This is a genomic window from Achromobacter marplatensis (assembly GCF_002209535.1).
Classification (GTDB): Bacteria; Pseudomonadota; Gammaproteobacteria; order Burkholderiales; family Burkholderiaceae_B; genus Achromobacter; species Achromobacter marplatensis.
This window is the reverse complement of sequence record NZ_NJIG01000022.1, coordinates 59900-81718: the sequence shown is the minus strand read 5'-3', so window position 1 is coordinate 81718 and position 21819 is coordinate 59900. Positions and strand designations below refer to the sequence as shown.

Annotated in this window: 25 protein-coding genes and 1 pseudogene; 13 read left to right on the top strand and 13 right to left on the bottom strand. The window is 60.9% G+C overall.

Annotated elements, in window-relative coordinates:
- Positions 1–334 precede the first annotated feature (334 nt).
- The 5 genes and pseudogenes from CEY09_RS32205 to CEY09_RS28745 all read right to left on the bottom strand — a co-directional run bounded on the left by CEY09_RS32205 (position 335) and on the right by CEY09_RS28745 (position 3893).
- Complete coding sequence (locus tag CEY09_RS32205) at positions 335–550, bottom strand: hypothetical protein (RefSeq protein WP_158218687.1); 216 nt, start codon at positions 548–550, stop codon at positions 335–337.
- A 34-nt stretch (positions 551–584) separates the two neighbouring features.
- A complete protein-coding gene (locus CEY09_RS28760) occupies positions 585–1529 on the bottom strand; it encodes a DMT family transporter (RefSeq protein ID WP_088591222.1) in 945 nt (314 codons plus the stop codon).
- Positions 1530–1744: 215 nt separating this feature from the next.
- Positions 1745–2259 (bottom strand): annotated as a pseudogene (locus CEY09_RS28755) (O-acetyl-ADP-ribose deacetylase).
- A gap of 255 nt (positions 2260–2514) precedes the next feature.
- The gene (locus CEY09_RS28750) at positions 2515–2742 is read right to left on the bottom strand and encodes a cold shock domain-containing protein (RefSeq protein WP_088591216.1); all 228 of its coding nucleotides are present in this window, start codon (positions 2740–2742) and stop codon (positions 2515–2517) included.
- Positions 2739–3893 (bottom strand): reverse transcriptase family protein, encoded by a 1155-nt coding sequence (locus CEY09_RS28745; protein WP_088591215.1) that lies wholly within the window; start codon positions 3891–3893, stop codon positions 2739–2741. The genes CEY09_RS28750 and CEY09_RS28745 overlap by 4 nt, the downstream gene beginning before the upstream one ends.
- A gap of 920 nt (positions 3894–4813) precedes the next feature.
- On the opposite strand from CEY09_RS28745, the gene CEY09_RS28740 reads away from it, so the two are divergent.
- The 3 genes from CEY09_RS28740 to CEY09_RS28730 all read left to right on the top strand — a co-directional run bounded on the left by CEY09_RS28740 (position 4814) and on the right by CEY09_RS28730 (position 6460).
- Positions 4814–5407 carry a hypothetical protein gene (locus CEY09_RS28740; protein WP_088591214.1) on the top strand — a complete coding sequence of 198 codons (594 nt, stop codon included), beginning with the start codon at positions 4814–4816 and terminating at the stop codon, positions 5405–5407.
- A gap of 12 nt (positions 5408–5419) precedes the next feature.
- Complete coding sequence (locus tag CEY09_RS28735; RefSeq protein WP_143219586.1) at positions 5420–5752, top strand: tetratricopeptide repeat protein; 333 nt, start codon at positions 5420–5422, stop codon at positions 5750–5752.
- A gap of 132 nt (positions 5753–5884) precedes the next feature.
- Positions 5885–6460, top strand: coding sequence for a hypothetical protein (locus CEY09_RS28730; RefSeq protein ID WP_088591212.1), 576 nt, complete (start codon positions 5885–5887; stop codon positions 6458–6460).
- A gap of 33 nt (positions 6461–6493) precedes the next feature.
- On the opposite strand, the gene CEY09_RS28725 is transcribed toward CEY09_RS28730, so the two are convergent.
- On the bottom strand, positions 6494–6703 hold the full coding sequence (locus CEY09_RS28725) for a hypothetical protein (protein ID WP_035213300.1): 210 nt from the start codon (positions 6701–6703) through the stop codon (positions 6494–6496).
- Positions 6704–6880: 177 nt separating this feature from the next.
- On the opposite strand from CEY09_RS28725, the gene CEY09_RS28720 reads away from it, so the two are divergent.
- Both CEY09_RS28720 and CEY09_RS28715 read left to right on the top strand, forming a co-directional pair.
- The gene (locus CEY09_RS28720) at positions 6881–7537 is read left to right on the top strand and encodes a DUF7716 domain-containing protein (RefSeq protein WP_088591211.1); all 657 of its coding nucleotides are present in this window, start codon (positions 6881–6883) and stop codon (positions 7535–7537) included.
- A 178-nt stretch (positions 7538–7715) separates the two neighbouring features.
- Positions 7716–8501, top strand: a complete 786-nt coding sequence (locus CEY09_RS28715) for a DUF899 domain-containing protein (protein ID WP_088591210.1) — start codon at positions 7716–7718, stop codon at positions 8499–8501.
- Between the two features lie 34 nt (positions 8502–8535).
- On the opposite strand, the gene CEY09_RS28710 is transcribed toward CEY09_RS28715, so the two are convergent.
- Both CEY09_RS28710 and CEY09_RS28705 read right to left on the bottom strand, forming a co-directional pair.
- Positions 8536–8919: a hypothetical protein gene (locus CEY09_RS28710; protein ID WP_088591209.1), complete on the bottom strand. Its 384-nt coding sequence runs from the start codon at positions 8917–8919 to the stop codon at positions 8536–8538.
- Between the two features lie 156 nt (positions 8920–9075).
- Positions 9076–10989 (bottom strand): B12-binding domain-containing radical SAM protein, encoded by a 1914-nt coding sequence (locus tag CEY09_RS28705; RefSeq protein ID WP_175216783.1) that lies wholly within the window; start codon positions 10987–10989, stop codon positions 9076–9078.
- A gap of 174 nt (positions 10990–11163) precedes the next feature.
- On the opposite strand from CEY09_RS28705, the gene CEY09_RS28700 reads away from it, so the two are divergent.
- Both CEY09_RS28700 and CEY09_RS28695 read left to right on the top strand, forming a co-directional pair.
- On the top strand, positions 11164–12099 hold the full coding sequence (locus tag CEY09_RS28700; RefSeq protein ID WP_088591208.1) for a hypothetical protein: 936 nt from the start codon (positions 11164–11166) through the stop codon (positions 12097–12099).
- A gap of 12 nt (positions 12100–12111) precedes the next feature.
- Positions 12112–12534 carry a hypothetical protein gene (locus CEY09_RS28695; RefSeq protein ID WP_088591207.1) on the top strand — a complete coding sequence of 141 codons (423 nt, stop codon included), beginning with the start codon at positions 12112–12114 and terminating at the stop codon, positions 12532–12534.
- 14 nt (positions 12535–12548) lie between these two features.
- On the opposite strand, the gene CEY09_RS28690 is transcribed toward CEY09_RS28695, so the two are convergent.
- Entirely contained in the window at positions 12549–13577 is a 1029-nt protein-coding gene (locus CEY09_RS28690; protein WP_088591206.1) for an NADP-dependent oxidoreductase, read from the bottom strand.
- 111 nt (positions 13578–13688) lie between these two features.
- Between CEY09_RS28690 and CEY09_RS28685 the strand changes: the two genes are divergently transcribed.
- Positions 13689–14588, top strand: a complete 900-nt coding sequence (locus CEY09_RS28685) for a LysR family transcriptional regulator (protein WP_088591205.1) — start codon at positions 13689–13691, stop codon at positions 14586–14588.
- Positions 14589–14697: 109 nt separating this feature from the next.
- Complete coding sequence (locus CEY09_RS28680) at positions 14698–15630, top strand: 2-hydroxyacid dehydrogenase (protein ID WP_088591204.1); 933 nt, start codon at positions 14698–14700, stop codon at positions 15628–15630.
- 66 nt (positions 15631–15696) lie between these two features.
- Here CEY09_RS28680 and CEY09_RS28675 read toward each other — a convergent pair whose 3' ends face one another.
- Positions 15697–16842 carry an alpha-hydroxy acid oxidase gene (locus CEY09_RS28675; RefSeq protein WP_088591203.1) on the bottom strand — a complete coding sequence of 382 codons (1146 nt, stop codon included), beginning with the start codon at positions 16840–16842 and terminating at the stop codon, positions 15697–15699.
- 75 nt (positions 16843–16917) lie between these two features.
- Positions 16918–17709 (bottom strand): hypothetical protein, encoded by a 792-nt coding sequence (locus CEY09_RS28670; protein ID WP_143219585.1) that lies wholly within the window; start codon positions 17707–17709, stop codon positions 16918–16920.
- Between the two features lie 143 nt (positions 17710–17852).
- On the opposite strand from CEY09_RS28670, the gene CEY09_RS28665 reads away from it, so the two are divergent.
- Positions 17853–18446: a BPSL1445 family SYLF domain-containing lipoprotein gene (locus CEY09_RS28665; protein WP_088591201.1), complete on the top strand. Its 594-nt coding sequence runs from the start codon at positions 17853–17855 to the stop codon at positions 18444–18446.
- A gap of 64 nt (positions 18447–18510) precedes the next feature.
- Here the strand turns inward: CEY09_RS28665 and CEY09_RS28660 are convergent, their stop codons facing one another.
- Positions 18511–19152: a glutathione S-transferase family protein gene (locus CEY09_RS28660; RefSeq protein WP_088591200.1), complete on the bottom strand. Its 642-nt coding sequence runs from the start codon at positions 19150–19152 to the stop codon at positions 18511–18513.
- Positions 19153–19275: 123 nt separating this feature from the next.
- Between CEY09_RS28660 and CEY09_RS28655 the strand changes: the two genes are divergently transcribed.
- From CEY09_RS28655 to CEY09_RS28645, 3 genes are all read left to right on the top strand, one after another.
- Positions 19276–19764: a nucleoside deaminase gene (locus CEY09_RS28655; RefSeq protein ID WP_088591199.1), complete on the top strand. Its 489-nt coding sequence runs from the start codon at positions 19276–19278 to the stop codon at positions 19762–19764.
- A 191-nt stretch (positions 19765–19955) separates the two neighbouring features.
- Complete coding sequence (locus CEY09_RS28650) at positions 19956–20534, top strand: hypothetical protein (RefSeq protein ID WP_088591198.1); 579 nt, start codon at positions 19956–19958, stop codon at positions 20532–20534.
- A 29-nt stretch (positions 20535–20563) separates the two neighbouring features.
- On the top strand, positions 20564–21070 hold the full coding sequence (locus CEY09_RS28645; protein WP_088591197.1) for a hypothetical protein: 507 nt from the start codon (positions 20564–20566) through the stop codon (positions 21068–21070).
- Positions 21071–21076: 6 nt separating this feature from the next.
- On the opposite strand, the gene CEY09_RS28640 is transcribed toward CEY09_RS28645, so the two are convergent.
- On the bottom strand, positions 21077–21688 hold the full coding sequence (locus CEY09_RS28640; protein ID WP_006225201.1) for a cysteine hydrolase family protein: 612 nt from the start codon (positions 21686–21688) through the stop codon (positions 21077–21079).
- Positions 21689–21819: the final 131 nt, after the last annotated feature.

Below are 21819 nucleotides of genomic sequence, written 5' to 3'. Positions count from 1 at the left end.
TTCCTTCAGCACAGAAACGATCTGGCTCTCGGTAAATCTGCTTTTCTTCAAGGGAATCTCCGACTCAGGGAGGCTCCGAAATTCTACCGGTTGGTGTCTACCTGAAGGGGGAGCTTACGTCCCGACAAAGTCGAAAAACTCGTGGTGGTGGACGCGCCCGTGCCCGGCATCGTGCCATGGAACGAGATCATTCTGTGGCCCGCGCTGTGGCGCTTCAACGCCGGAGCCCCGATTTTGAGAGGTTTGTCGCCGACAGGGAGCGCATTTATCTCGATCGCTTCTGGAATGAATTCGCGGGCACGCCTTCGAAGATCGATGAAGCGACACGGCGCCACTACACCAAGCTGTACTCCCAAGCCGGCGCCATGCGCGCCGCCTTCGCGCAGTTCAACACTATTGCAAGCGCGATTTCGCCGACAACATCGCGTTTTCCAAAACCAAGCTGGCCATGCCAGTCCTCGCCCTCGGCGGAGAGAAGTCCTTCGGCGACAACATGGCGGTCGTCACGCGCGACGCGGCGCCCAATGTGCGCGGAGAAGTCGTGCCACATGCGGGGCATTGGTTGATGGAAGAGAGCACCAGCGCTACGGTCGGGTTGATCGAAGGGTTTTTGGCTTCTTCGCAATAGCCTGTTCGGCGCGGCGCCGGCCGACGTGCATCATCGCCATGCCCAAGATCGCGAGAGCGGCGCCGATGAACAGGTTCGCGGGGGTGGCTTCGCCTAGCCAGAGGCTGGAGAACAGTACGCCGAAGACAGGCACGAGCGTGATATAGCCGGAGGCCGCGCCGGCGCCCAACGCCTTCACGCCTTCGAAATACCAGGCATACGCGATCGCGGTCGCGCCGAACGCCAAGGCCAGCAGGCTGCCCCAGGCGCTGGCCGGCGCCTGCCCCAGCTTCTGCCAGGCGGGAACGCCCTCCACGATCAAGCTGATCAGCAGCAGCATCAGCGCGCCGATCACGGTGGTGACGGTGGTGGTGGTCAGGGCGTCCACGCCCTTGAGCACCAGCCGGCCGATCAGGGTGTAGGCCACCCAACAGGCCACGCAGCCAAGCAACATCAATTCACCGATGCCCACGCCGGTTCCATCGCTGGCCTGCGAGCTACCGCCGCCGATCGCGATATACGCGCCGACGGCCGACAGGACCATGCCGGCCAGGATGGCGGGATTGAGGTGCTCGCGGAACAGAATCGCCGCCAGCAGCAGAGTCGCGCCGGGATTCAGCGTCACCACGATCGCGGCCTTCCCAGCCGGCACCAGTTGCAGGCTCAGCATGAAGAAGCTGGAGTAGCCGAAGACACCCGCCAGCGCAGCGGCGGCCAGGCCGAGCCATTGATTGCGCGACAGTGACTTCAGACTCCGCAGCGCCGAGGCGCGATTCATCCACAGCACCAGCATCACACTGGCAAACAGGAATCGCAGGCTGGCCGCGGCCAGCGGGGCCATCGACTGGGCGACGACCTTGCCCCACGACCACGATGCGCCCCAGAGCGCCGCCATGCCGACCAGACGCAGGTGAGTAGCCATCAACGCATTTTTCATGTGTGCTTCAAAGGTGAGCGCGGTGGCCGCACGAGGCGACGGTGCAAATACAACGCGTCGAGGTTGCCTAGTCGTGGAGGCAGTCAGCGCGAAGCGAGATTTTAGCTGGCAACGGCGGGCCCGCCGGGCGGCCAGGAGCGCCCTGCGACAGGTTCCGCAAGACTATGTCTGCGCCCTGAAGGCCGCGTGCCCGCATCGTGTCATGCAAGCGGCCCAGTCAATAGGCGCTCATACTGGCGAAGGTCCTCCAGTGAAAAACAGCAGAAGACCACCTCTTGAACAGACGAGTCGCACGACAGGCTTTCACGCGAGTTTTTGATCGCTATCTCCGCCGCCAATTCGATGGGATAGCCGTATATGCCAGTGCTGATGCTTGGGAACGCAATCGAAGCGATTGCTCATTCTTCCGCAAGCTCAATGCAGCGGCGATAGCAGCTGGACAGTAATTCCGGCTCCCCGCTTCCTCCGCCCTCTCCACACTGGTCCCACCGTATGAATGATTATTGAGCGGGGAGACGATAGCCTTTGATGACCTTCGCATTGCTCTTGCAACCGCCTGGCAGCCGGCATTCGTGCACAAGGTCCGGCCCTGCAGCGCGATGATGGCGCCATCGACGCCGCCCCCGCCAAGCAATGAGGTGTTTGCGGCGTTGACAATGGCATCCACCTGAAGCGTTGTGATATCTGAACGGATTGCGCGTAAGCTGGTGGGCATGCTTTCGCTCTCGGGAAGCGGATAGGCTCACTCTAGATTGTAGGCGCCGCCAGTTCGGTTTGATTTCCGTCGGGATCGAAGCAATCAAAAAAAGGTACAACGCCGACGCCACAACAGTAGCGATATAACCAACTTCGAAATTTAATTTGATAAATCAAATGCGGCACAGGCACTCTATTAGCCACACGACAAGGTCATCAAATTCGTCCAGGAAGCAAAGTCATGATCTCTGGAACGGTAACCTGTTTACTATCCTCAACCGATTCGAACAATATTAACTGCCTTCGCCCCCTTTCCACCTTCGTTCGCATCAACTTGAAAAGTTACTTTTGCCCCCTCATAAACTTGACTTTCATCAACTATGTCTTTATAAAAAAAGAACAGATCCTTGCCTTTATCCCTAGTTATAAATCCATACCCTTTCAGAGAGAAGAAACACTTTATCGTTCCCACCTCATTATCATTATATTTCGACTCAGTCATAACATGTCACTGGATTGAAGGGTGGGTTTACATAGTGAAAGCATGGACTGAATCCTACGCGCAAGCCCGCGATCCGTTCTCATAAGAATGTTCAACCTATGCTTCAAAATGTGATATTTCTTGTAGTAGGCAACCGATTTTCGGTTACTCAAGGTTGTCTTGGAAATATACTCAGCCTGCCTCAACAAATTCGTAGCCTGATTAACATCATATATAGGGAGAATTTTTCTCAACCTCTCACGATAAAGCTTTGAATTAGCATGCTCCAAATATGCTAATTTTGAAACCCTTCCGGAAACATGGGAATGAAAATCATGATACTTCTTCCGTTCCCTTCCCTCTTTCGCGAGAATTTCACATTGATAGACTTCGCTTCTAATCGCGTTTCTATCCGACCGATGGGCCCTCGGCCTACCCCTATTTAGCCACAGCCCAGTAACTTCCATTAAATCTACTGGATTTGCCTTGGATAGTATTCTCGTTTTTTTATTATTGAGCTTCAGCCTTGCTCCGGCCAGCACAGCCTTCGCCTTCGAAATAATGGCGTCAACGTCTTTCTGTTGGAATACTTCTTTTGACGAAACAGATATATCATCAAGCAATCTAGTGTAAGTCCAACCCTTATTTTTGCAATATTGCGCAAAATGGTACTCATTCTCTTGCAACGATAAATTAGCCAAATGTGAGCTTGTGCACGCCCCTTGTGGAACACGCTCATTAAGGCAGCATAACTTTCCCAAAAGTTCAGCAACATCCCTAGGGAATCGAAAAAAATACTGAAAGATATCTTTCACCGCATTGAGGCTAATAGATGGATAAAAATCCTTAACATCCAATGCGATCAGCGCCTTGCAACCCGCATGTTGAGCTGCATTTTTTACGTAATCTCTTTCCTTGATCCCACCAAACAAGTATTCCGGATAAACCACATTGCTAAAAATCCTACTGTTTATTTTTTTTTGAATAGATTTTAGATGCAACGTAGGAATATTAATGGTCCGGAAACCACCCTTCTTTTTAGGTATCTGGTGTGCGTGGTAATGTTGATCTATAGCATTTGCAGTGTTTATCAAAACACCCAAGTCGATCTCGAGGGCTCGAGATAAAACTTCCAGCGATCCGATAGGTTTTTTTGTATATTGAGCGCGCATATCTCATGCATATAGAAAAATAAATACCTACTTTATATCAGGGTGCACAAACAAGGCATTGCAACCATCCACAAAGATTTCAGTGCCAAAACTACCTTTAAGAAGATAGCCATGCCACCGAGCCAGCAGCCAGCGCCGCAAGATCCACGATTTTGCTCCCGCAATTTCGTTTCTGAACTCTTAGCCACACAAGTGCAGCACTGTTTCGTACGTTTTTTCGGCTTGTTAGCCATAAACTTCTCCTTTGAAAGTTTCCCCGCCAAGAAAACCTTGGCGAGGGCTCAACACTTTCTAGGAGACACAGGAAATAAAAACTTGCCGCTGGCTCAGGTATTTATTCTTTAGCTCAACAATCGACTCTTATGGGCAGTTGCGCTTCGGCGTCCATTTCGCGGGGCCCGCGAATGAGGCGCATTGGCGACCTGCCGGTCAGGTTCTGAATAAACAGAACGTTTTTCTAAGAAAGAAAAACCCAGGCTTTCCTATGCAACTAACGTACGACAGCTTCGAATTCAAGCGACCCAGATGATTTCATCTGGTTGTAATAAATATTACCAAAAGATTAAAAAATAAAAATAAGGGTTTTCCCTAGCATGAAAGATTATCCCTTCATGGCCGCAAGGTTTTCCCTGTTCTTGAACAAATTGAATTTATGGTGTCAGACTGCAATTTGGCGAACAGGCCGCCCCAGCGCTGCATAGCTGGACAAGTACAAGATGAAGCTTGAAGATGTTGCCGGATGCTCTTATTACCTTGGCGCGCCATGCAGTTTCAACAGCGTCGTGGAGGATGATGCCAGCGACATCTAAGCTGACTTGATTCAAGGTATGGTTTGCGGATTTTGGATCACGCATAGCACGATATCGCCAACCAGAATCACTATGTCGTTTCACTCTATAGCTCGAGGACCAGGAGTTCATTTGTCTACCACGCAATACGCACGCACCTTGTCCTTAGCTTTCGCCAGCAGTGCGTCGTCCCTTCTGATCGCAGCCACCGCGCTTGCCGGCATCTCGCTCCCACGGGAACCCACGCAACCGGCCGCAGACACCGTCGTGGCCGCGCCGCTGAACCTTGCTGACCTGCGCGCCAACTGCGGCTTTTCCTTCCGCACCCCGTTGGATGCTGCTGTTGCCGCCTGCATCAAGCTAAGAGAGGCTGCCGGGAATGACACGGCGCTTCGTGCCAGGGCAATTGCGCACGAAGGCCTTGCCTATGCCCGCATGGCAAGCGGGGGTAGCGCTGACGAGCAAGCAGTCTTGGCATCTCGCTCGGTAGAACGTTATCGGGAAGCTATAAGAACCGACCCGAAAGAGCCCACGGCGTACCGCTATCTGGGCGACCACTTCTACGATACAGATGCCAAACTGGCGATATCCAACTATCAACTTGCTGCCGCCCTGACGCAAGAGGATGACCTCGGCATGGATAACCTCCAGGTCGCGTGGCTCTACGATCGAGACAAAGACTATCGGAACGCCGCCAGCATCTATACCGCCCTGATCGACGAATAAAAGGGCGGCCCCGTGTATCACGGCGCTGCGCTATATGCCATGCGTGGGGCGAGCTATGAGAAATTGGGGGAACTGGATTTAGCTGTGGCGGATATCAATGAGGCCATTCGCCTTAAGCCCAACAACATCACCAACTATACGAACCGGGGCAACGTACTTAGAAAGCTCGGACAGCTCAAAAGCGCGTTGGCCGACTTCGACCATGTATTAGCCCAAGACCAAGACGCAAGAGCATTTCTGGGTCGCGGGTTGGTCAGACGGCAACTGGGAGACGCATCTGGAGCAGACGCCGACATCGCGCGCGCCGCAGCCCTGAAGCCGCGTCTGAGTGAGGCAGATCTTTAAGGCCTCGACAATAGATAACCTGCGGCAGCCGGCTACCGGGTGCGAGCGGCACTTCACAGAATATAGGTGCCAGACAGCAATTTTTCCTAAGCTTCCCATGCCAAACTGCAGCCTGACACTTTATTTGCCACCATGCCCTCTCGCCAGCACAAGGCCTCTCCAGAGCAAACGGCGCTTTTAACAGCGGCATTCCCCTCGCACCAGCGATCCGATGTCGCGCTGATCGCCGAACACATCTGCCCCAGCGTCATGAGCGGCCGCGGATTGTCCGTCGTTGTGCAGGAAGCATCATTGACGCTGCCCTATCGCGTTCAACATCGAAGCGACGATTCCCTGTTTTCCCAGTCGAACGAACCCCAGGCGCTGCTCTACGCATGCATACAGTCGCGCCATCACGATGGCCACGTGCGCCAACGCCAGATTGGGCGGCTGGCTGGAGCTTCGAAGCCTTGGGTTGCGCCTTTCCTGCTGCAGCTTTGCAGCGAATACGTCGTTGAAATCCTGCAGGAAATCGAGACCTGCTTGCCCTTGCTGGACAAGCACGTCTACGGTGCGGTGCTTAGAGACAATCCTGCGTTTCTGGCGTTGGCGCAGCAACGCATGACCAGCTATTGGGATTGCTACTACCGGCGTCGCCAACCCGAACGTGAAACTTGTGTTGGGTTTCGCCTATTTGAACAGTTCCGAAACTGGCAAGCGTCAGAGTAAGACCTCACAAGCGGGACAGGCGCGGCCTGGGTATCAATTGCTTCGGCGCAGTTGATCCGTCGACTGCTTGTTCAAGCGCTTCGCTTCCGCTTCGGCATAGTCTTCCTCGCCCTGCTCGTACTGGCCCTCATACATGCAGCTGCTGCGAACAAGTCCGCACTCGCCAATGACTGAAGAACACCCTGAACTCAGCGCAGCAAGAAACAGCACCACTCCGTAACGGCCCAACGTTTGCATCGACATATCGCTCCTTGATGATCGGATAGTGTACGGGTCGCGATCACCATGGCGGCTGGGTAAGTCGGTAAAAAATGGTGTCAGACTAGGGCTGCAGGTCAGCGGAACCCTGGCTCGGCCACATTGTTTCGGCATGGTGTAACCACAGGGTGGCATCATCATTACTTTGGACAGATCATTTTCATGCGTGAGTGTTTAAGCCTTCTCGACAGCATCGAAGCCATTGCAGCGTGTCACGACGATAGGGATGTGTGGGACCGCTATTGCTGGGTCTACGCGACAGATGGGGTTCCGCTGGTCGACGCCCAGATCTATTTGTCTTCCAGGGACGACGAAACGGAACTCGAGCTTGACGGAGATGGCGCGCAACCGCCCGCCTTCGCGGTTGCGCACGGGCTGGTGGCTTACCTAGAGGCCGCCACCTTCGCCGACGTGCTGAGTGTCCAGAAGCGCCAACAACCGCTTTCGCGGCTTGAAGACTATGCGGCTGCGCTTGAACACTATGCTGAGCAGGACGCGTTTCTTGATCGCGGGGAATTTTATGGCGGTGGCAGCGAGCCGCAGCCATCACCGGGAATATCCCGTGACCTATTCGCTGAATTCGATCTTGAACTGGTGTCGTGCCCAATGGACAACGTGCTTGCGGCGGCACGCGCGACGGCTGATCTGCTCCAGATCGGCGTAGCGGACGCCCTTAATCGTTGCAGGCGGCTTCCATTGGTCCTCGGAGAACGCATTGACGCACGGGAGCGCGAGCGTATCGAGGCGCGCTTTGCCAGTATTGGTTTGCCGTTGCAGCGAACGACGCAAGTATCGTTCGTTTGGCAAAAGGGTCGCTAGATCCGCGCTCTACCCAGCCCCGGCTGCCCGCTAAGTCACTGAAATAGCGCCACATTTGTTACTCCCGCCGCCCGCCTCCCGGTGCAACACTATCCCTCAGCATCATCCAACGACGGACCGCCGCGCGATCCCTCGATCCTCCCAGCAAGAGGTATCCACACTCGGAGGCATCAACGCCATGACCGCTCCCATCCAACCCACCGCCCCCATGCAAACGCCCCCCATCGTCACCCCCGACGAATGGGAAACCGCCCGCCAGCAACTGCTGCTGAAAGAAAAAGCCCAAACCCGCGCCCGCGACGCCTTGGCGGCCGAACGCCGCCGCATGCCCTGGACGCCCGTCGGCAAGGAATACGTCTTCGAAGGCCCGAATGGCAAGCTCACCCTGCCCGACCTGTTCGACAACCGCCGGCAGCTGATCGTCTACCGCGCCTTCTTCGAGCCTGGCGTCTATGGCTGGCCCGGGCACGCCTGCCGTGGCTGCTCGATGGTGGCCGATCAAGTCGCGCATCTGGCGCATTTGAACGCCCGTGATACGGCGCTGGTCTTCGTGTCACGCGCTCCGCAAGCCGACATCGCCCGCTTGAAGGCAAGCATGGGCTGGGACATGCCGTGGTTCACGCTGACCGACAGTTTCGACGCAGACTTTGGGGTAGACGAATGGCACGGGACGAACGTGTTCTTCCGCGATGGCAATCGTGTGTTCCGCACGTACTTTCTGAATAACCGGGGAGACGAGCAGATGGGTGGAACGTGGAACTATCTGGACATCACGCCGCTGGGCCGGCAAGAGGTCTGGGAGGACTCACCCGAGGGATATCCGCAGACGCAGAACTATAAATGGTGGAACTGGCACGACAGCTACGTCGCGGACGCCCCGCCGGATCAGAAGTGGGTAGAAATCTCAGATGCGGGCGAGAAGGCGTTCCGGAACCATTGCGACAACGCTAAGCCGTCGACGTAGCCCCCCCGCCCCTGTCGAACGCGCGACGCGCTGATTATTTGGCCGGCGCAAATATGATCTTGACCGGGTTATCAGCCTTGTATGAAGCGGAGGCCGGCCCGAACTTGGGATCAAAGCCGGGATGCCAGGCTCTAAGCTCCGCATCGGAAAGCCATTCCAACTGTAGTTGGTCGTCCGGCGAAGGAGATTTGAATTGCGCCAGCGCATTCACCGCGGACTGGCAATTCTCTGAGGTGCCGGACTTCAAGACCGATACCTGGGTTTGCTCGGTCCGAGTCATGGAGCCAGGTTGGGGGCATTTGCGGACCTCAACGTGGTACTGGCCCTGGGGCGAAGGCAGATCCACGATGATTTTGTTCGGGCCGCATCCGGCCAAGAGCGCGGTCGGTAGCGCCAGCAGTGCAATATGTTTTCTCATCGAGCTACCTTGTGACTACCGGGGCAGTTGGTCCGTGAACACGTCGATCGCCATAATACCCGGCGCTATGTTTTGAGGCGCGCCTGCCGTTCCTGTACGCCAGCAAGCACGACACTACCGCTATCCAAGGGGTTATCGCCCAGGCAGGAACGCTGCCTACCCCTGCTGACTCAACGCCCTGGCAATCTTGTTCCGCGACACCGTCGTCTTCGGCACCTTGAACGGGAACCACGTCCGCACGTCTTCTTCCAGACCGATGCCGTGCATGTAGTTATAAATCGCCTTCTTCAGCGCACGACCCAAGGCATCATGATCCACACCCGTCGGGTCATGAAACCCAATGTCGTTCTTGGCGAACGTCACATCGGGCAGAGGCTTGAGCGTCACCCCGTATTCTTCGGGATTCTTCCCCACCGGCGAGTGCACCGTACAGGCGAAGCGGTGGAAGAACCCGCTTTGAATGCAGCCGTTTTCAAATAATTGACGCACGTATTCCAACGCGTCCACGGTGTCTTGCACCGTTTGCGTGGGAAAGCCGTACATCAGGTAGGCGTGCACCAGGATGCCGGCGTCGGTGAAGGCGCGCGTGACGCGGGCCACTTGGTCCACCGACACGCCTTTCTTCATCAGGTTCAGCAGCCGGTCCGATGCGACTTCCAAGCCGCCGGACACGGCGATACAGCCGCTATCGGCCAGCAGTTCGCATAGCTCCGGGCTGAAGGTCTTTTCGAATCGGATGTTGCCCCACCAGGAAATCCCGGCGTTGCGGTCGATCAGTTCGGTGGCCAGGGCTTTCAGCGATTTGGGCGGTGCGGCTTCGTCGACGAAGTGGAAACCGGTCTGCCCGGTTTCGCGGACGATGGCTTCGATGCGGTCGGCCAGCACGGAGGCGGATGCGCCTTCGTAGCGGCCGATGTAGTCCAGGCTGACGTCGCAGAAGCTGCATTTCTTCCAATAACAGCCATGCGCCACGGTCAGCTTGTTCCAGCGCCCGTCGCTCCACAGGCGGTTCATGGGGTTCAGCATGTCCAGCAGCGACAGGTATCGGTCCAGCGGCAGGCCGTCCCAGGTGGGCGTGCCCACTTCGGCAAACGCCACGTCGGGTTCGACCAGGTTCACGTACTGGACGGCGCCCGAGTCTTTGTCGCGCAGGAAGGTGCGGACCAGGCGTTGGCGCGAGCGTTTGCCTTGCACGTGTTCCAGCAGGACCAGCAAAGGCCGTTCGCCGGCGTCCAGGCAGACGAAGTCAAAGTAGTCGAAGACGCGCGGGTCTTTCAGTTCGCGCAGTTCGGTGTTGACGAAGCCGCCGCCCAGCACGGTGATGATGTTGGGGTCTTGCGCCTTGATGGTTTGGGCGATGCGGAAGGCGGCGTAGACGGCGCCCGGGAACGGCACCGACAGCAGCACCATCGTGGGCGTGTGACGGGCCAGGGCTTCACGCGTCAGTGCTTGCAGCGTGTCGTCTACCAGTGTCGGCGGGGACGCCAGGGCGTCGGCCAAGGGGTCGAAGGTGGGCTGGCTGCCTGCCAGGGACTCGGCGTAGCGCACGAATTCGAAGCGCGGATCGATGGCGTCCCGCAGCACGTCGGCCAAGTCGTTCAGGTACAGGGTGGCCAGGTGCTTGGCGCGGTCGTGCAGGCCCAGCGCGCCGAAGGCCCAACCCAAGGGGTCGCCGCCCTCTTCGTCCAGGTAGACGTCCAGCGAGCTGAATCGCGGGCCTTCGGGCAGGAAATGTCGGCCGACGATACGGTGCGCGAGCGTGGAGTCACGGCCTTGCAAGAAGGCGATCGTGGGGCCGATCGTGGACAGGTACCGCGATTGCATGGCCACGAAGGCCTGGATGGGCGGCGTGTGCTTGGCGATCGGCATCGCCTCGATGCGCTCCGCGACGGCGCGCAGGCCATCGGTGGACAGCAGGCGCAGCACCAGCGCCAACGCCAGGTCTTCCTGGAAGGCGGTGACATCGCGCGAGCGCAGGAAGCCCGTCAGGTAGGCGGTGGACGGATATGGGGTGTTCAACTGCGTCATCGGCGGGATGACCGACAGCACGCGTACAGGCGAGGTGGACATGAGGCACGGCAGGGTTGCCGTCAAAAAGCGGGGATTGGGGGAATTATAGGCAGTGCGGCGGGCCAAGCCCCCGTTGCCTGCGCCGCGGGCCGCTAAACTGGCGGTTTCCTGGCGACGGGCGCGTCCGCTTTCCCGCCATCCGCCCCCTGCAAGCCCATCCGCGACACAGCCTAGATGACAACCCTGTTCTCCACGCCCGGCTATCAGGCCCTGATGGCGCTGCAGCGCCGAATTCATGCGTTCACGATTGACGCCGCAAACGAGTTGGACGCGGATATCGACCAGCCGGATTTGCCGCTGTGGACGAGCCTCTATCAGTATCTGACGATCGCGCCGTTGCATGGCGGCCTGCATGTGGAGTATTTCGGCGGTACCTGGGACGAGCCTTTCGAGTGGACGTTGGAATGCCTGGCCCGGCAAGAGGTGGCCGACACGCTGGTGTCCCTGGCGTTCACCGGCCCCGATGAAGGCGCGAACGGGACGCGCGAGTGGGAATTCACGCCGTTGCTGGACAGCGGGGTGCAATTCCCGCGATTGCGGTTTTTGTCGATCCGGCCGACCGCCCCCGAGGACCACAACACGACGATGATCGTGCGGGCCGGCAGCATCATGGAGGAAGGCGGCGAGATCGCGCGGTTTGCCGCCAAAGCACCTTACTTGAGCGATCTGGTGGTGCCGAACGCGCCGGACGCGACGTTCTTCCAGGTGCCCTTGCCCCAGCTGTCGATAATGCGGATCGGTGGAGGCTCGGATACGCAGGGTTTCATCGACAACCTGGCAGCCTCGGGCAATTTGCCCACGCTGGGGCTGTTGGATTTCACGGAGTCCAGCGAACTGCAGTTCACCTGGGCCCGGTCCCGCCCTGAAACCGCCGTAACGCCATTTGCCGCCTACGAAAGGCTGTTCGCCAGCGCCGCGTTGGATCCCGTGCATAGCCTGCGCCTGCGCAACACCTGCCTGAGCCTGGAACAGTTGCACGCGCTGCGAGCCATGCGCCCGTCGCTGCAATTCATGGTGATACAGGCGACCCAAGGCGGCTACGTCAGCCATTTTGACCAGAACGTCTTCCCCTGGAAGCACTTGGTTCAAGCCGACCCCGGCCTGGAGTAGGCCCAGATTCCTATGCGCAACGCACCCGATCCTTTCGCCCCGCCCAGAAAACAGCGCGCCGTTCGCCAGAACTCGCTGCTGTGGATCCTTGATCCCCTGGAGCAAGATGCCAACTATGTCCGCCGAAAGATGTTCGGCTGCGACGCCGCTTACCTGGACGACATGCTGTACCTGGTGGTGGCCGACCGGGACGAGCCTTGGAACGGCGTCATGGTGTGCACGTCGCATGAACGGCAGGCAGCACTGATGGCGGATATACCCAGCCTGAACCCGCATCCGGAACTCGGAAAGTGGCTGTATCTGCCCCAGACCGACGAGTCGTTCGAGACCATCGCGGCGCAGCTTGTCGAACTTGCGTTGGCGCGCGACCCGAGGTTGGGCGTGGTGCCTAAACCGAAGGCGCGACGCCGCAAGCCGTGGCGGACTGAAGCGTAAGGGGCAGGAAACCGCTACTGCCCTACCCTTACCACCAGTTTCCCGAAGTTCTTTCCTTCCAGCAGACCGATGAACGCCTGGGGCGCTTGCTCCAGGCCATCGACCACGTCTTCGCGCCAGCGCAGCTTACCTTCCTGGATCCACTGCCCCGCCTGGCGCAGGAAGTCGTCCTGCTGCGCATCTGCGAACTCGTACACGATGAAACCCCGCAGCGTGACGCTCTTGGCCAGGATCTCGCGCATCGTGCCGGGCAGGCGGTCCGGGCCGCTTAGCGTGGACGGGCCGTCGTTGTAATTGGCGATCAACCCGCACACCGGCACGCGGGCAAAATTGTTCAGCAGCGGCACCACCGCGTCCCATACATGGCCGCTGACGTTCTCGAAGTAGACGTCGATGCCGTCGGGGCAAGCTTTGGCCAATTGCTCTGCAAAATCAGGCGCTTGGTGGTCGACGACGGCGTCAAAGCCCAGTTCGTTTTTCACGAAGGCGCACTTCTCCGGGCCGCCGGCAATGCCGACGGCGCGCGCGCCCTGGATGCGGGCAATCTGGCCCACGACCGAGCCGACCGCCCCGCTGGCGGCGGCGACGACGACGGTTTCGCCGGGTTTGGCTTGGCCGATGTTGCGCAGGCCGACGTACGCCGTCAGGCCCGGCATGCCCAGCACGCCCAGCGCGGTGGATGGCGGCGCGATGGCGGGGTCCAGGCGACGCAGGCCCGTGCCGTCAGACAGCGCGTAATGTTGCCAGCCGGATTCCGCCAAGACGATATCGCCCTCACGCCAATCGGGATGGCGCGACGTTTTCACCCGCGCGACCGTGCCGCCCACGATCACGTCGCCAATCTCGATTGGCGGCGCGTAGGACTTGGCCGCGCTGATGCGCCAGCGCATGTAGGGATCCAGGGACAGATACTGGGTCTCCAGCAGGACTTGGCCGTCGCCGGGCTGGGGAATGGGCGCATGTTCAAAGCGGAAATCGCTGGGTTTGGGGCGGCCGACGGGGCGGGAAGCCAGGACGACGCGCAGGTTTTGGGGGGCAGACATGGGGGAAATCTCCGTGAATGGGGTCAGTCGGTTAGCGACAACTCGATCCTAGGCACCCGCAAGAGATAAAGGTAGACTGAACTCTCATAATTCAGACTTAACGGATTGATAATGTCAGGTGATTTCGACCCTGCCCTGCTGCGCACCTTTGTGGCCGTTTGCCGCTATGGCAGCCTGAGCCGCGCCGCCGATCACGCGGGGCGCGCGCAGTCGGCGCTAAGCACGCAGATCCGGCGGCTAGAAGAAATGGTGGGCAAGCGGTTGCTGCACCGTACAGGCCGCGGCATGTCGCCCACGACCGAAGGCGAACTGCTGCTGAGCTACGCCCACCGCATCCTGGCGCTGGGCGAGGCGGCGTCGGCTCGGCTGCGCGAGCGTGCCGTCGCCGGCAGCGTGCGCATCGGGCTATCGGAAGACGTTGCCGTAGCGGCCTTGCCGGCCGCCCTGGGCCGGTTGAAACGTTCGTGCCCGCAACTGCATCTGGAAGTGGTGGTCGACGACGGCGAACGGTTGGCTGCGCGCTGGCAGGAAGGCACGCTGGATGTGGCGTTGGGCGTCTGCGCCGCCTTTGTGGATGAACCCGTCGAGACCTGGTCGGTGGATCTGCACTGGGTGTGCGGCATCGACGACGTGCCGCGCCCCGACCAGCCGCTGGACGTGATCGTGTATGCCGAGCCCTGCTCGTGGCGCCGGCTGGTGTTCGATGAACTGACTGCGGCGGGACGCGACTTCCGGGTCTCGCTGACCAGTCACAACGTGGGCGCCACCATCGCGGCGGTGGAAAATGGGTTGGGCGTGGCGGTACTGACGACTGAGTGCATACGGCCGGACACGATGCGCGTCATCTCGATCGGGCCGGATGGCGCATCCAGCCTGAACGCGCAGTTCGGCATGTATGCGTCGACGCGGCTGAACGAAAGCGGCCGGGCCGCCGTGTCGCTGCTGCGCGAAAGCCTGCAGGGCTGGACGGCGTCCAGGCTGCCGCGCCACACGGAACTGCTCGCGACCTGACGCCGACGCCCCGCCACGCGGACAGGTCGTGCGAAAAGGCATATAGTTTTTCCCCTAGCCAAACCTTCCGCCGGGCACCGCCCGGCCTTGCCTTTTTTGCAGACCGGAAATGAAGACATCCCTGCTTGTCCTATGCCCCGTGGTGCCCGCCAACCTGGAAAGCCTGAAGCAGCGCTACGACGTCACCTATGCGCCCACGCCCGAAGAACGGCAAGCGGCCATCGCCGCGCACGCCTCGCGCTTTCAGGCGGTGCTGACCATCGGCACCATCGGGCTGACCGCCGCCGAAATCGCCGCGATGCCGGCGCTTGAACTGGTGTCATGCATGGGTGTCGGCCACGAGACCGTGGACGTGGATGCCGCCCGCGCACGCGGGATCGTCGTCACCAATGGCCGCGGCGCCAACGACGAATGCGTGGCCGACCACGCGATGGGCCTGGTGATTGCCTGCATGCGCAATTTCCGCAAGCTGGACCAGCTTTGCCGCGACGGGGTGTGGCGCACGGCGATCACGCCGCCTCCCAATGTCTCGGGCAAGCGGCTGGGCATCTTCGGCATGGGCGCCATCGGCGAAAAGCTGGCCACGCGCGCCAGCGCGTTCCGCATGCCGATCGGCTACCACAACCGCAACCCCAAGGCCGGGTCGCCCTACCAGTACTTCGACAGCCTGCTGGCGCTGGCCGAATGGAGCGATGTGCTGGTCTGCGCCGCGCCCGGCGGTGCATCCACCCACCATGCGATCAATGCAGCGGCATTGCAGGCGCTGGGCGCCGAGGGCTTTCTGGTCAACGTGGGCCGCGGCAGCATTGTGGACACGCCGGCGCTGGCATCGGCCTTGGCCACAGGAGTCATCGCGGGCGCAGGCATCGATGTCTACGAAAGCGAACCCAAGCCGCCCACCGAACTGATCGGCCTGGACAACCTGATCCTGACGCCGCACCTGGCGGGCTGGTCTCCCGAATCCATCGACGCGCAATTCACGATCTTCCTGGAGAACATCGAAGGCCACTTCTCTGGCCGCGGCGCCGTCACGCCCGTATAGATTCACTGCCCGATGTCGCGGCAAGCAAGCCGCCGCGCATGCCGCGGCGGCCGGCAACGCAACCGCTCAACGGAACCGCAAATGCCGCCGCTGAAGATCAGCGACGGTCCGGCACCCCATCAGCTTCATGGCGCGCTCGATTTCGATCCGCATCAAATCCAGCGCCCGCTCCACGCCGGGTTGGCCTGCGGCCCCCAACGGGAACAGGTAGTAGCGGCCCAACCCCACCGCCTTGGCGCCTAGCGCCAGCGCCTTGAGCACATGCGTGCCGCGCTGCACGCCGCCGTCCAGCATCACGTCGATCCGGTCGCCCACCGCGTCGACGATCTCCGCCAGTTGATCGAAAGCGCTGCGCGAGCCGTCCAGTTGGCGCCCGCCGTGATTCGACAGCACGATGCCGGTGCAGCCGATGTCGACGGCCCGCTTAGCGTCTTCCACCGACATGATGCCTTTGAGGCAAAACTGGCCGTCCCATTGCCGCACCATGTCGGCGACGTCGTCCCATGACATGGCCGGGTCCAGCATTTCGGTGAAATAGCGGCTGATCGACATGGCGCCGCCGCCCATGTCGACGTGGCCGTCCAGCTGCGGCAGCCGGAAGCGTTCGTGCGTGACATAGTTCAGCGCCCAGGCCGGCTTGGCGGCGAATTGGGCGATGCCCGCCAGATTTAGCCGGAAGGGAATGGCAAAGCCCGTGCGTTTGTCGCGTTCACGGTTACCGCCGGTGATGCTGTCCACGGTCAGCATCATGACCTGGACGCCGGCCTCTTTGGCGCGAACCATCATGTCGCGGTTCAGACCGCGGTCTTTGTGGAAGTAGAACTGGTAGACCTGGGGGCCGCCGCTGATCTGGCGGGCTTCCTCCAGGCTGACCGTGCCCAGCGACGACACGCCGAACATCGTGCCGAATTTGCCGGCCGCCGCCGCAACGGCCCGCTCGCCGTCGTGATGGAACAGGCGCTGCAGGGCTGTTGGCGAACAATAGACGGGCATCGCCAGCTTCTGGCCCATCACCGTCACGGACATGTCCACTTGGGCCACGCCACGCAGCACGTCTGGCACCAGGTCGCAGGCTTCGAACGCGTCGGTGTTGCGCCGATAGGTGGTTTCATCGTCGGCGGCGCCGTCGATGTAGTTGAAGATCGGGCCGGGCAACCGCTGGCGCGCCATGCGGCGAAAGTCGTGGAAGTTCTGGCACTGGTTCAGACGCATCGGGAGGCCCTTATCAACGCTGCACGGGTAGACAGGCTCGCGGACGACGACCGCGACGCCGTCGTCATCATATCGTCAAACGATCCATCCGCCCGGCCCGGCATCGCTATCGACAGATGCAATCAGGCCTTCTAGCCACGCCCGATGCGCAGCGAAGGTTCCCAGTTGGGCTTCAGCCGCATGCCGTTCGCGCAGGTACCGGTCCAGATACCGGAAACCGACCACCTGCGCGGCTTGCCGGAGTGTGTCGTCCGACAGGTCGCGTTCGTACAGGAAATCAAAGCGATGCAGCCAGAACCCTTGCTCGCTGCGGGCGATCACGTCGATATCGCGCGGGCGTTCGATGCTGTAGCGGTTGAACTCCAAACCGTCCTCGTCTTCCAGGACGGCGTAGACCATCGCGTCCTGGTCCCAAAGCGCGATCCAGACCGGGCCATCGGACGCGCCGGGCCGCGGGTAGGCACGCGTCGGTGGCCCGACGCAGATGCCGCGGAACGCCTCGTGCAGGCAAGTGCCGGATGACAATTGCACCAATGGCTCGGACACGCCAAGCCGCCGCAGCGCCGCGATCCGTTCTGCTTCGCTGCGGTCGGCCATCTCTGCCACCGTGCCGCCACAATGACGGCACACGCGGGCGTCCCGCAGGATGCGCTGGCCGCATCCCGGGCAATCGATGTGCGTCGCGACAACAGGCTGCCTGGCGCGCGGCGAGCGGTCGTCGATGGTCATCAGGAAAATGCCGGCCACGACCGGGCTGATCAGGCAGGCAAGAATCGTCCAACCGACAGCCTTGCGCCCCCGCCGGACCGCCAACAGGCCGACCCCCAGGGACAACGCAATCCAAAGGAGGATAAGGGAAATGAGCATGGCGCGATGTTAAACCGATGGCGCACGCGGTTTATTTGCGCGCGGCGATCGAAACCGCGTCCGAAGGCGTCGGGCGGGAGTAATCTTCACCCTAGCGTCAACCCTGACGCAACCCGGTCGCTTGCAACCAAAAGGAAGTCCACATGCTCAACTCTTTTTCGAAATTGCGTAAAACTGGCGTGGCCGCGTTGACGCTCGGGGTGGCCAGCGTGTTCCTGGCCGGTTGCACCATGAACGGCCCGCAGGCGACGCCCACCGCCGCCGAAAAGCGCCAGGAACTGAATGCCGCCACCTCCGCCACCTTGTCCAAGCTGTACGAGGCCGCGCCGCAGTCCAAGCAATTGGTCGCGCAAGCCCGTGGCGTGCTGGTGTTTCCGGCGGTGCTGAGCGCCAGCTTCATCGTCGGTGCACAGCATGGAACGGGCGTGTTGCGGGTGAACGGCCAGGACACCGGCTACTACAGCATCACGGGCGGCTCGATCGGTTTTCAGGCGGGCGCCCAGTCCAAAGCCATGGTGGTGCTCTTCATGACGGATGACGCCCTGGCCAAGTTCCGCGCCAGCAGCGGATGGACGATCGGGGCCGATGCGACGGTTGCCGTGGCGAACCTGGGCGCAAACGGCAATATCGATTCGAATACCGTCCAGCAACCCATCGTGGGGTTCGTCATGAACAACGGTGGCCTGATGGCCGGCGTGTCCGTAGACGGCAGCAAGATTTCCCCGCTGCTGCTGTAACGCCATCCGTAAAAGACTAGGGGCCCGCCGATTGGCGGGCCCCTAGTCTTTTACGAGTGCGGCTTCAAGCCAGCATCGGCGCCATGTCCGGGTCGCCCTGCTTCATGGCGCGACGGTACGCGTCGCGGGCGCCGATGCGCTGCAGATAGGCCAGGATATTCGGATACGGCGACAAGTCGAACGGATAGAACAGCCGCATCGTCGTCAAGGAGAACACCGCGACGATGTCCGCAGCGGTCAGCGCGTTGCCCGCCAGATAATCGTTCGCCCCCAAGCGGGTATCGATCAGGCTCAGCGCCTGCTTGCGCCGGGCATCGGCAAACTGCACAACCGGCTTGTCTGCCGGCACCTCGGCCCGGGCCAGGACCATGCACCGCATCAAGGCGGGCTGCAGCGAGCCGTTGGCGAAATGGAACCAATAAAGATAATCCGCGAAATTCGCATCGACCGGCGCCGCCGTCAGGCGGCCATTGCCGAACTTGGCCAGCAGGTACTCGACGATGGCGGTGGATTCGGCCAGCACGGTGTCGCCGTCGGTAATGATGGGCGCGGTGCCCAGCGGATGCAGCGCCTTGTACGCGGGCGGCGCCAGGCGGGTGACCGGGTCGCGGTCATAGACCTTCAATTCGTAGGGGATGGCGAGTTCTTCGCACAGCCACACGATGCGTTCGGATTGCGATTTTCCCAGATGATGGACGGTCAGCATGCAGATTCCCCGGTTCGGATACGCCAGCGCGTTAACCCCGCCACTCTACCCTGCTTGAGCAACCCCGCGATATCCTTGGGCCATCCCCGGCAGACGCCGCTTTCCAGAACAAGGAGACCCCCCGTGATCAACGAACAGGACAAGAAGCACCTTGCGCGGTGCGTGGCGCTGGCCAGGCAAGCCCTGGAGTCGGGCGACGAACCCTTCGGTTCCATCCTGGTGTCCGCCGACGGCAAGGTGCTGTTCGAAGACCACAACCACGTGGCAGGCGGCGACCACACGCAGCATCCGGAATTCGAGATTGCCCGCTGGGCCGCCAACCATGTGCCGGCATCCGAGCGGGCCAGCTGCGTCGTCTATACCTCGGGCGAACACTGCCCGATGTGTTCGGCCGCGCATGGCTGGGTGGGTCTGGGCCGCATCGTCTACGCCAGCTCGTCCGCACAGTATTCGGCGTGGATGCGCGAATGGGGCGTGCCGGCGTCGCGGGTGCGGCCGCTGGCCATTGGCGAGGTGGTGGACGGCATAGAAGTCGACGGGCCGGTCACGGAGTTTGCCGAGCAAGTCCGTCTGCTGCATCAGCAGAATGTGCAAAAGCGGACCGGGGCGTAAGGCACTCCGTCGGTTAACCGATAGATACATTCCGCCGAAAACCGGCAACGCTTTGACGCAATCTGCATGCTAATTTAGGCGCCCGTAACCGCCCTCGCCTGAGTGCGGCATTTTCCCCTCTATTCATGACCATGCACACCACGCCTGATCGCGATACGACTACCGCCCATAAGCCGAAGCGGATTTCCCGGATGATTCCCCTGGCGTTCGGCCTTGCGCTTGCCGTGGCTTCGCCCATTATTGCGGCGCAGAATGCGGGCGCGGTGCGGGCCCACGGCCCCGCCCAGCCAAATGGCGCCGCCACCCAGCAGAACGCCGCCCCCCTTCAGCAGAGCGGCGCCGCGCCCCAACAAAGCGTCGCGCCGGCCCAGCAGAATGGCGCCGCCCTTGCGCCGGTCACCAAGACCGAAATCAAGAACCAGGCCGCCTACGAACGCCTGCTGAACAACAGCGGCGTCAGCGTGCAATGGCTCTGGTCCGCCGATCGCGGCCACCTGACCGCAAAAGATGACAACGACGTCGTGCGCATCGATGGCACGCAAGCCAACTTTGAAGGCACCTTGAAAATCAAGGGTGAAATCGTCTCGATCGACAGCGACCGCTTTGTGTTCCGCGGCACCATCCTGATCCTGGACGCGCCGGATAAAGGCCGTCGCTGCGAACGCACCGGCGACTACGAGTTCCGCGCCACTGGCAAACGCAAATACTGGCGCTTGCAGCAGATGGAAAGCTGCGGCCGCCTGACCGACTACGTCGATATCTATTACTAAGCCGTCAGCGCCTCGCCCCGGAATCCACGATGCCCCCTACCGCGATCAAATGGCTGGCCAGCATTGCCTTTGGCCTGCTGGTCGGCAGAGCCGCCTACGGCATGGTCAATCCGCTCTTGATCCTCGCGTTCGGGCTGAACGGGCCGGCGGCGGCCGCCGACGTGGCTGCCGAAGCCGCCACCGTGGACAAGATGCAATTGGCCGGCGGCATCATTACGCTGCTGCTGACGATCGCGGTCGCGGCGGCGCTGGTCCGCGTTCCCAATATGCGCCGCCTGATCGGCTGGGGCTGCGCGCTGTTGGGGATCTCGTTGTTGCTCACGGTCCCCATGAGCCTGCTGACGATGGACTTCCCGGCGCATGATGCGGCAACCGTGGGCGCACGCGCCGCCAATGACGCAAACACGGCGCTCTTCTTCTGGGCGCTTATCTTTGGTTTGCCGTATGTCGGCGGCGGATTGGCGCTGACCATCGCCGGCGTCATCCTGATCCGTAAAAATCCGGGCCTGGCCGAGCCCAGCCCCGCGCGGCCCTAAGCCCCCTTACACCACGGGCAGCTTCAACACCTGTTCCGTCGTCAAGACATCCCCGAACGTGTCGTCAATGCTGGCCAAGGCGGCGCGGTGCAGGCTGTCGTGCCCGACGACGCTGCCGTCGGCGCGGTCCAGGTCGCGCGTGGCGCAGGCATCTTCGGCCACGATAACGCCGTAACCCAGCGGCACGGCGTCGCGCGCGGCGCCGGCCACGCAAGCGTGCGTCATCAGGCCCGTGATCACCAGCGTCTTCACGCCGGCCGCCTTCAACTGCTGGTCCAGGTCGGTCGTGGGAAACACGCTGACCGAGGACTTGCGCACGACGTGGTGCTTGGCGCCGGGCTGCAGCTCGGCATGGAACTCGCCGGTGGGGCTTTGGTCGGCAAAGACCGGGCTGCCTGCGGGCGTGACGTGCTGGACGTGATAGACGGGAATGCCCGCCTTGTCGGCGTGCGCGATCAGGCGTTGCGCATTGCCCAGGGCCGTCTTGCCCGCGGGAATGGGCAGCTTGCCGCTGAAATATTCGTTCTGGAAATCGATCACCAGCAAAGCGGTGCTGGACGCGTCGATCGAGGCCGGGGCGGCGGCGCCGGCCAGCGTGCGGATGGTGGGATGGTTCACGGCTTGCCTCTTGGAGTGAAGTGGAAGAAGCCCCAGTGTCCCGCTAACGCCAGGTTGGCGATAGTGGCCCGATGGACAACAATTGCTAGAATCGGGCCAAAGCCGTCCTGCCCCAGCACCAGCCCTGCGCC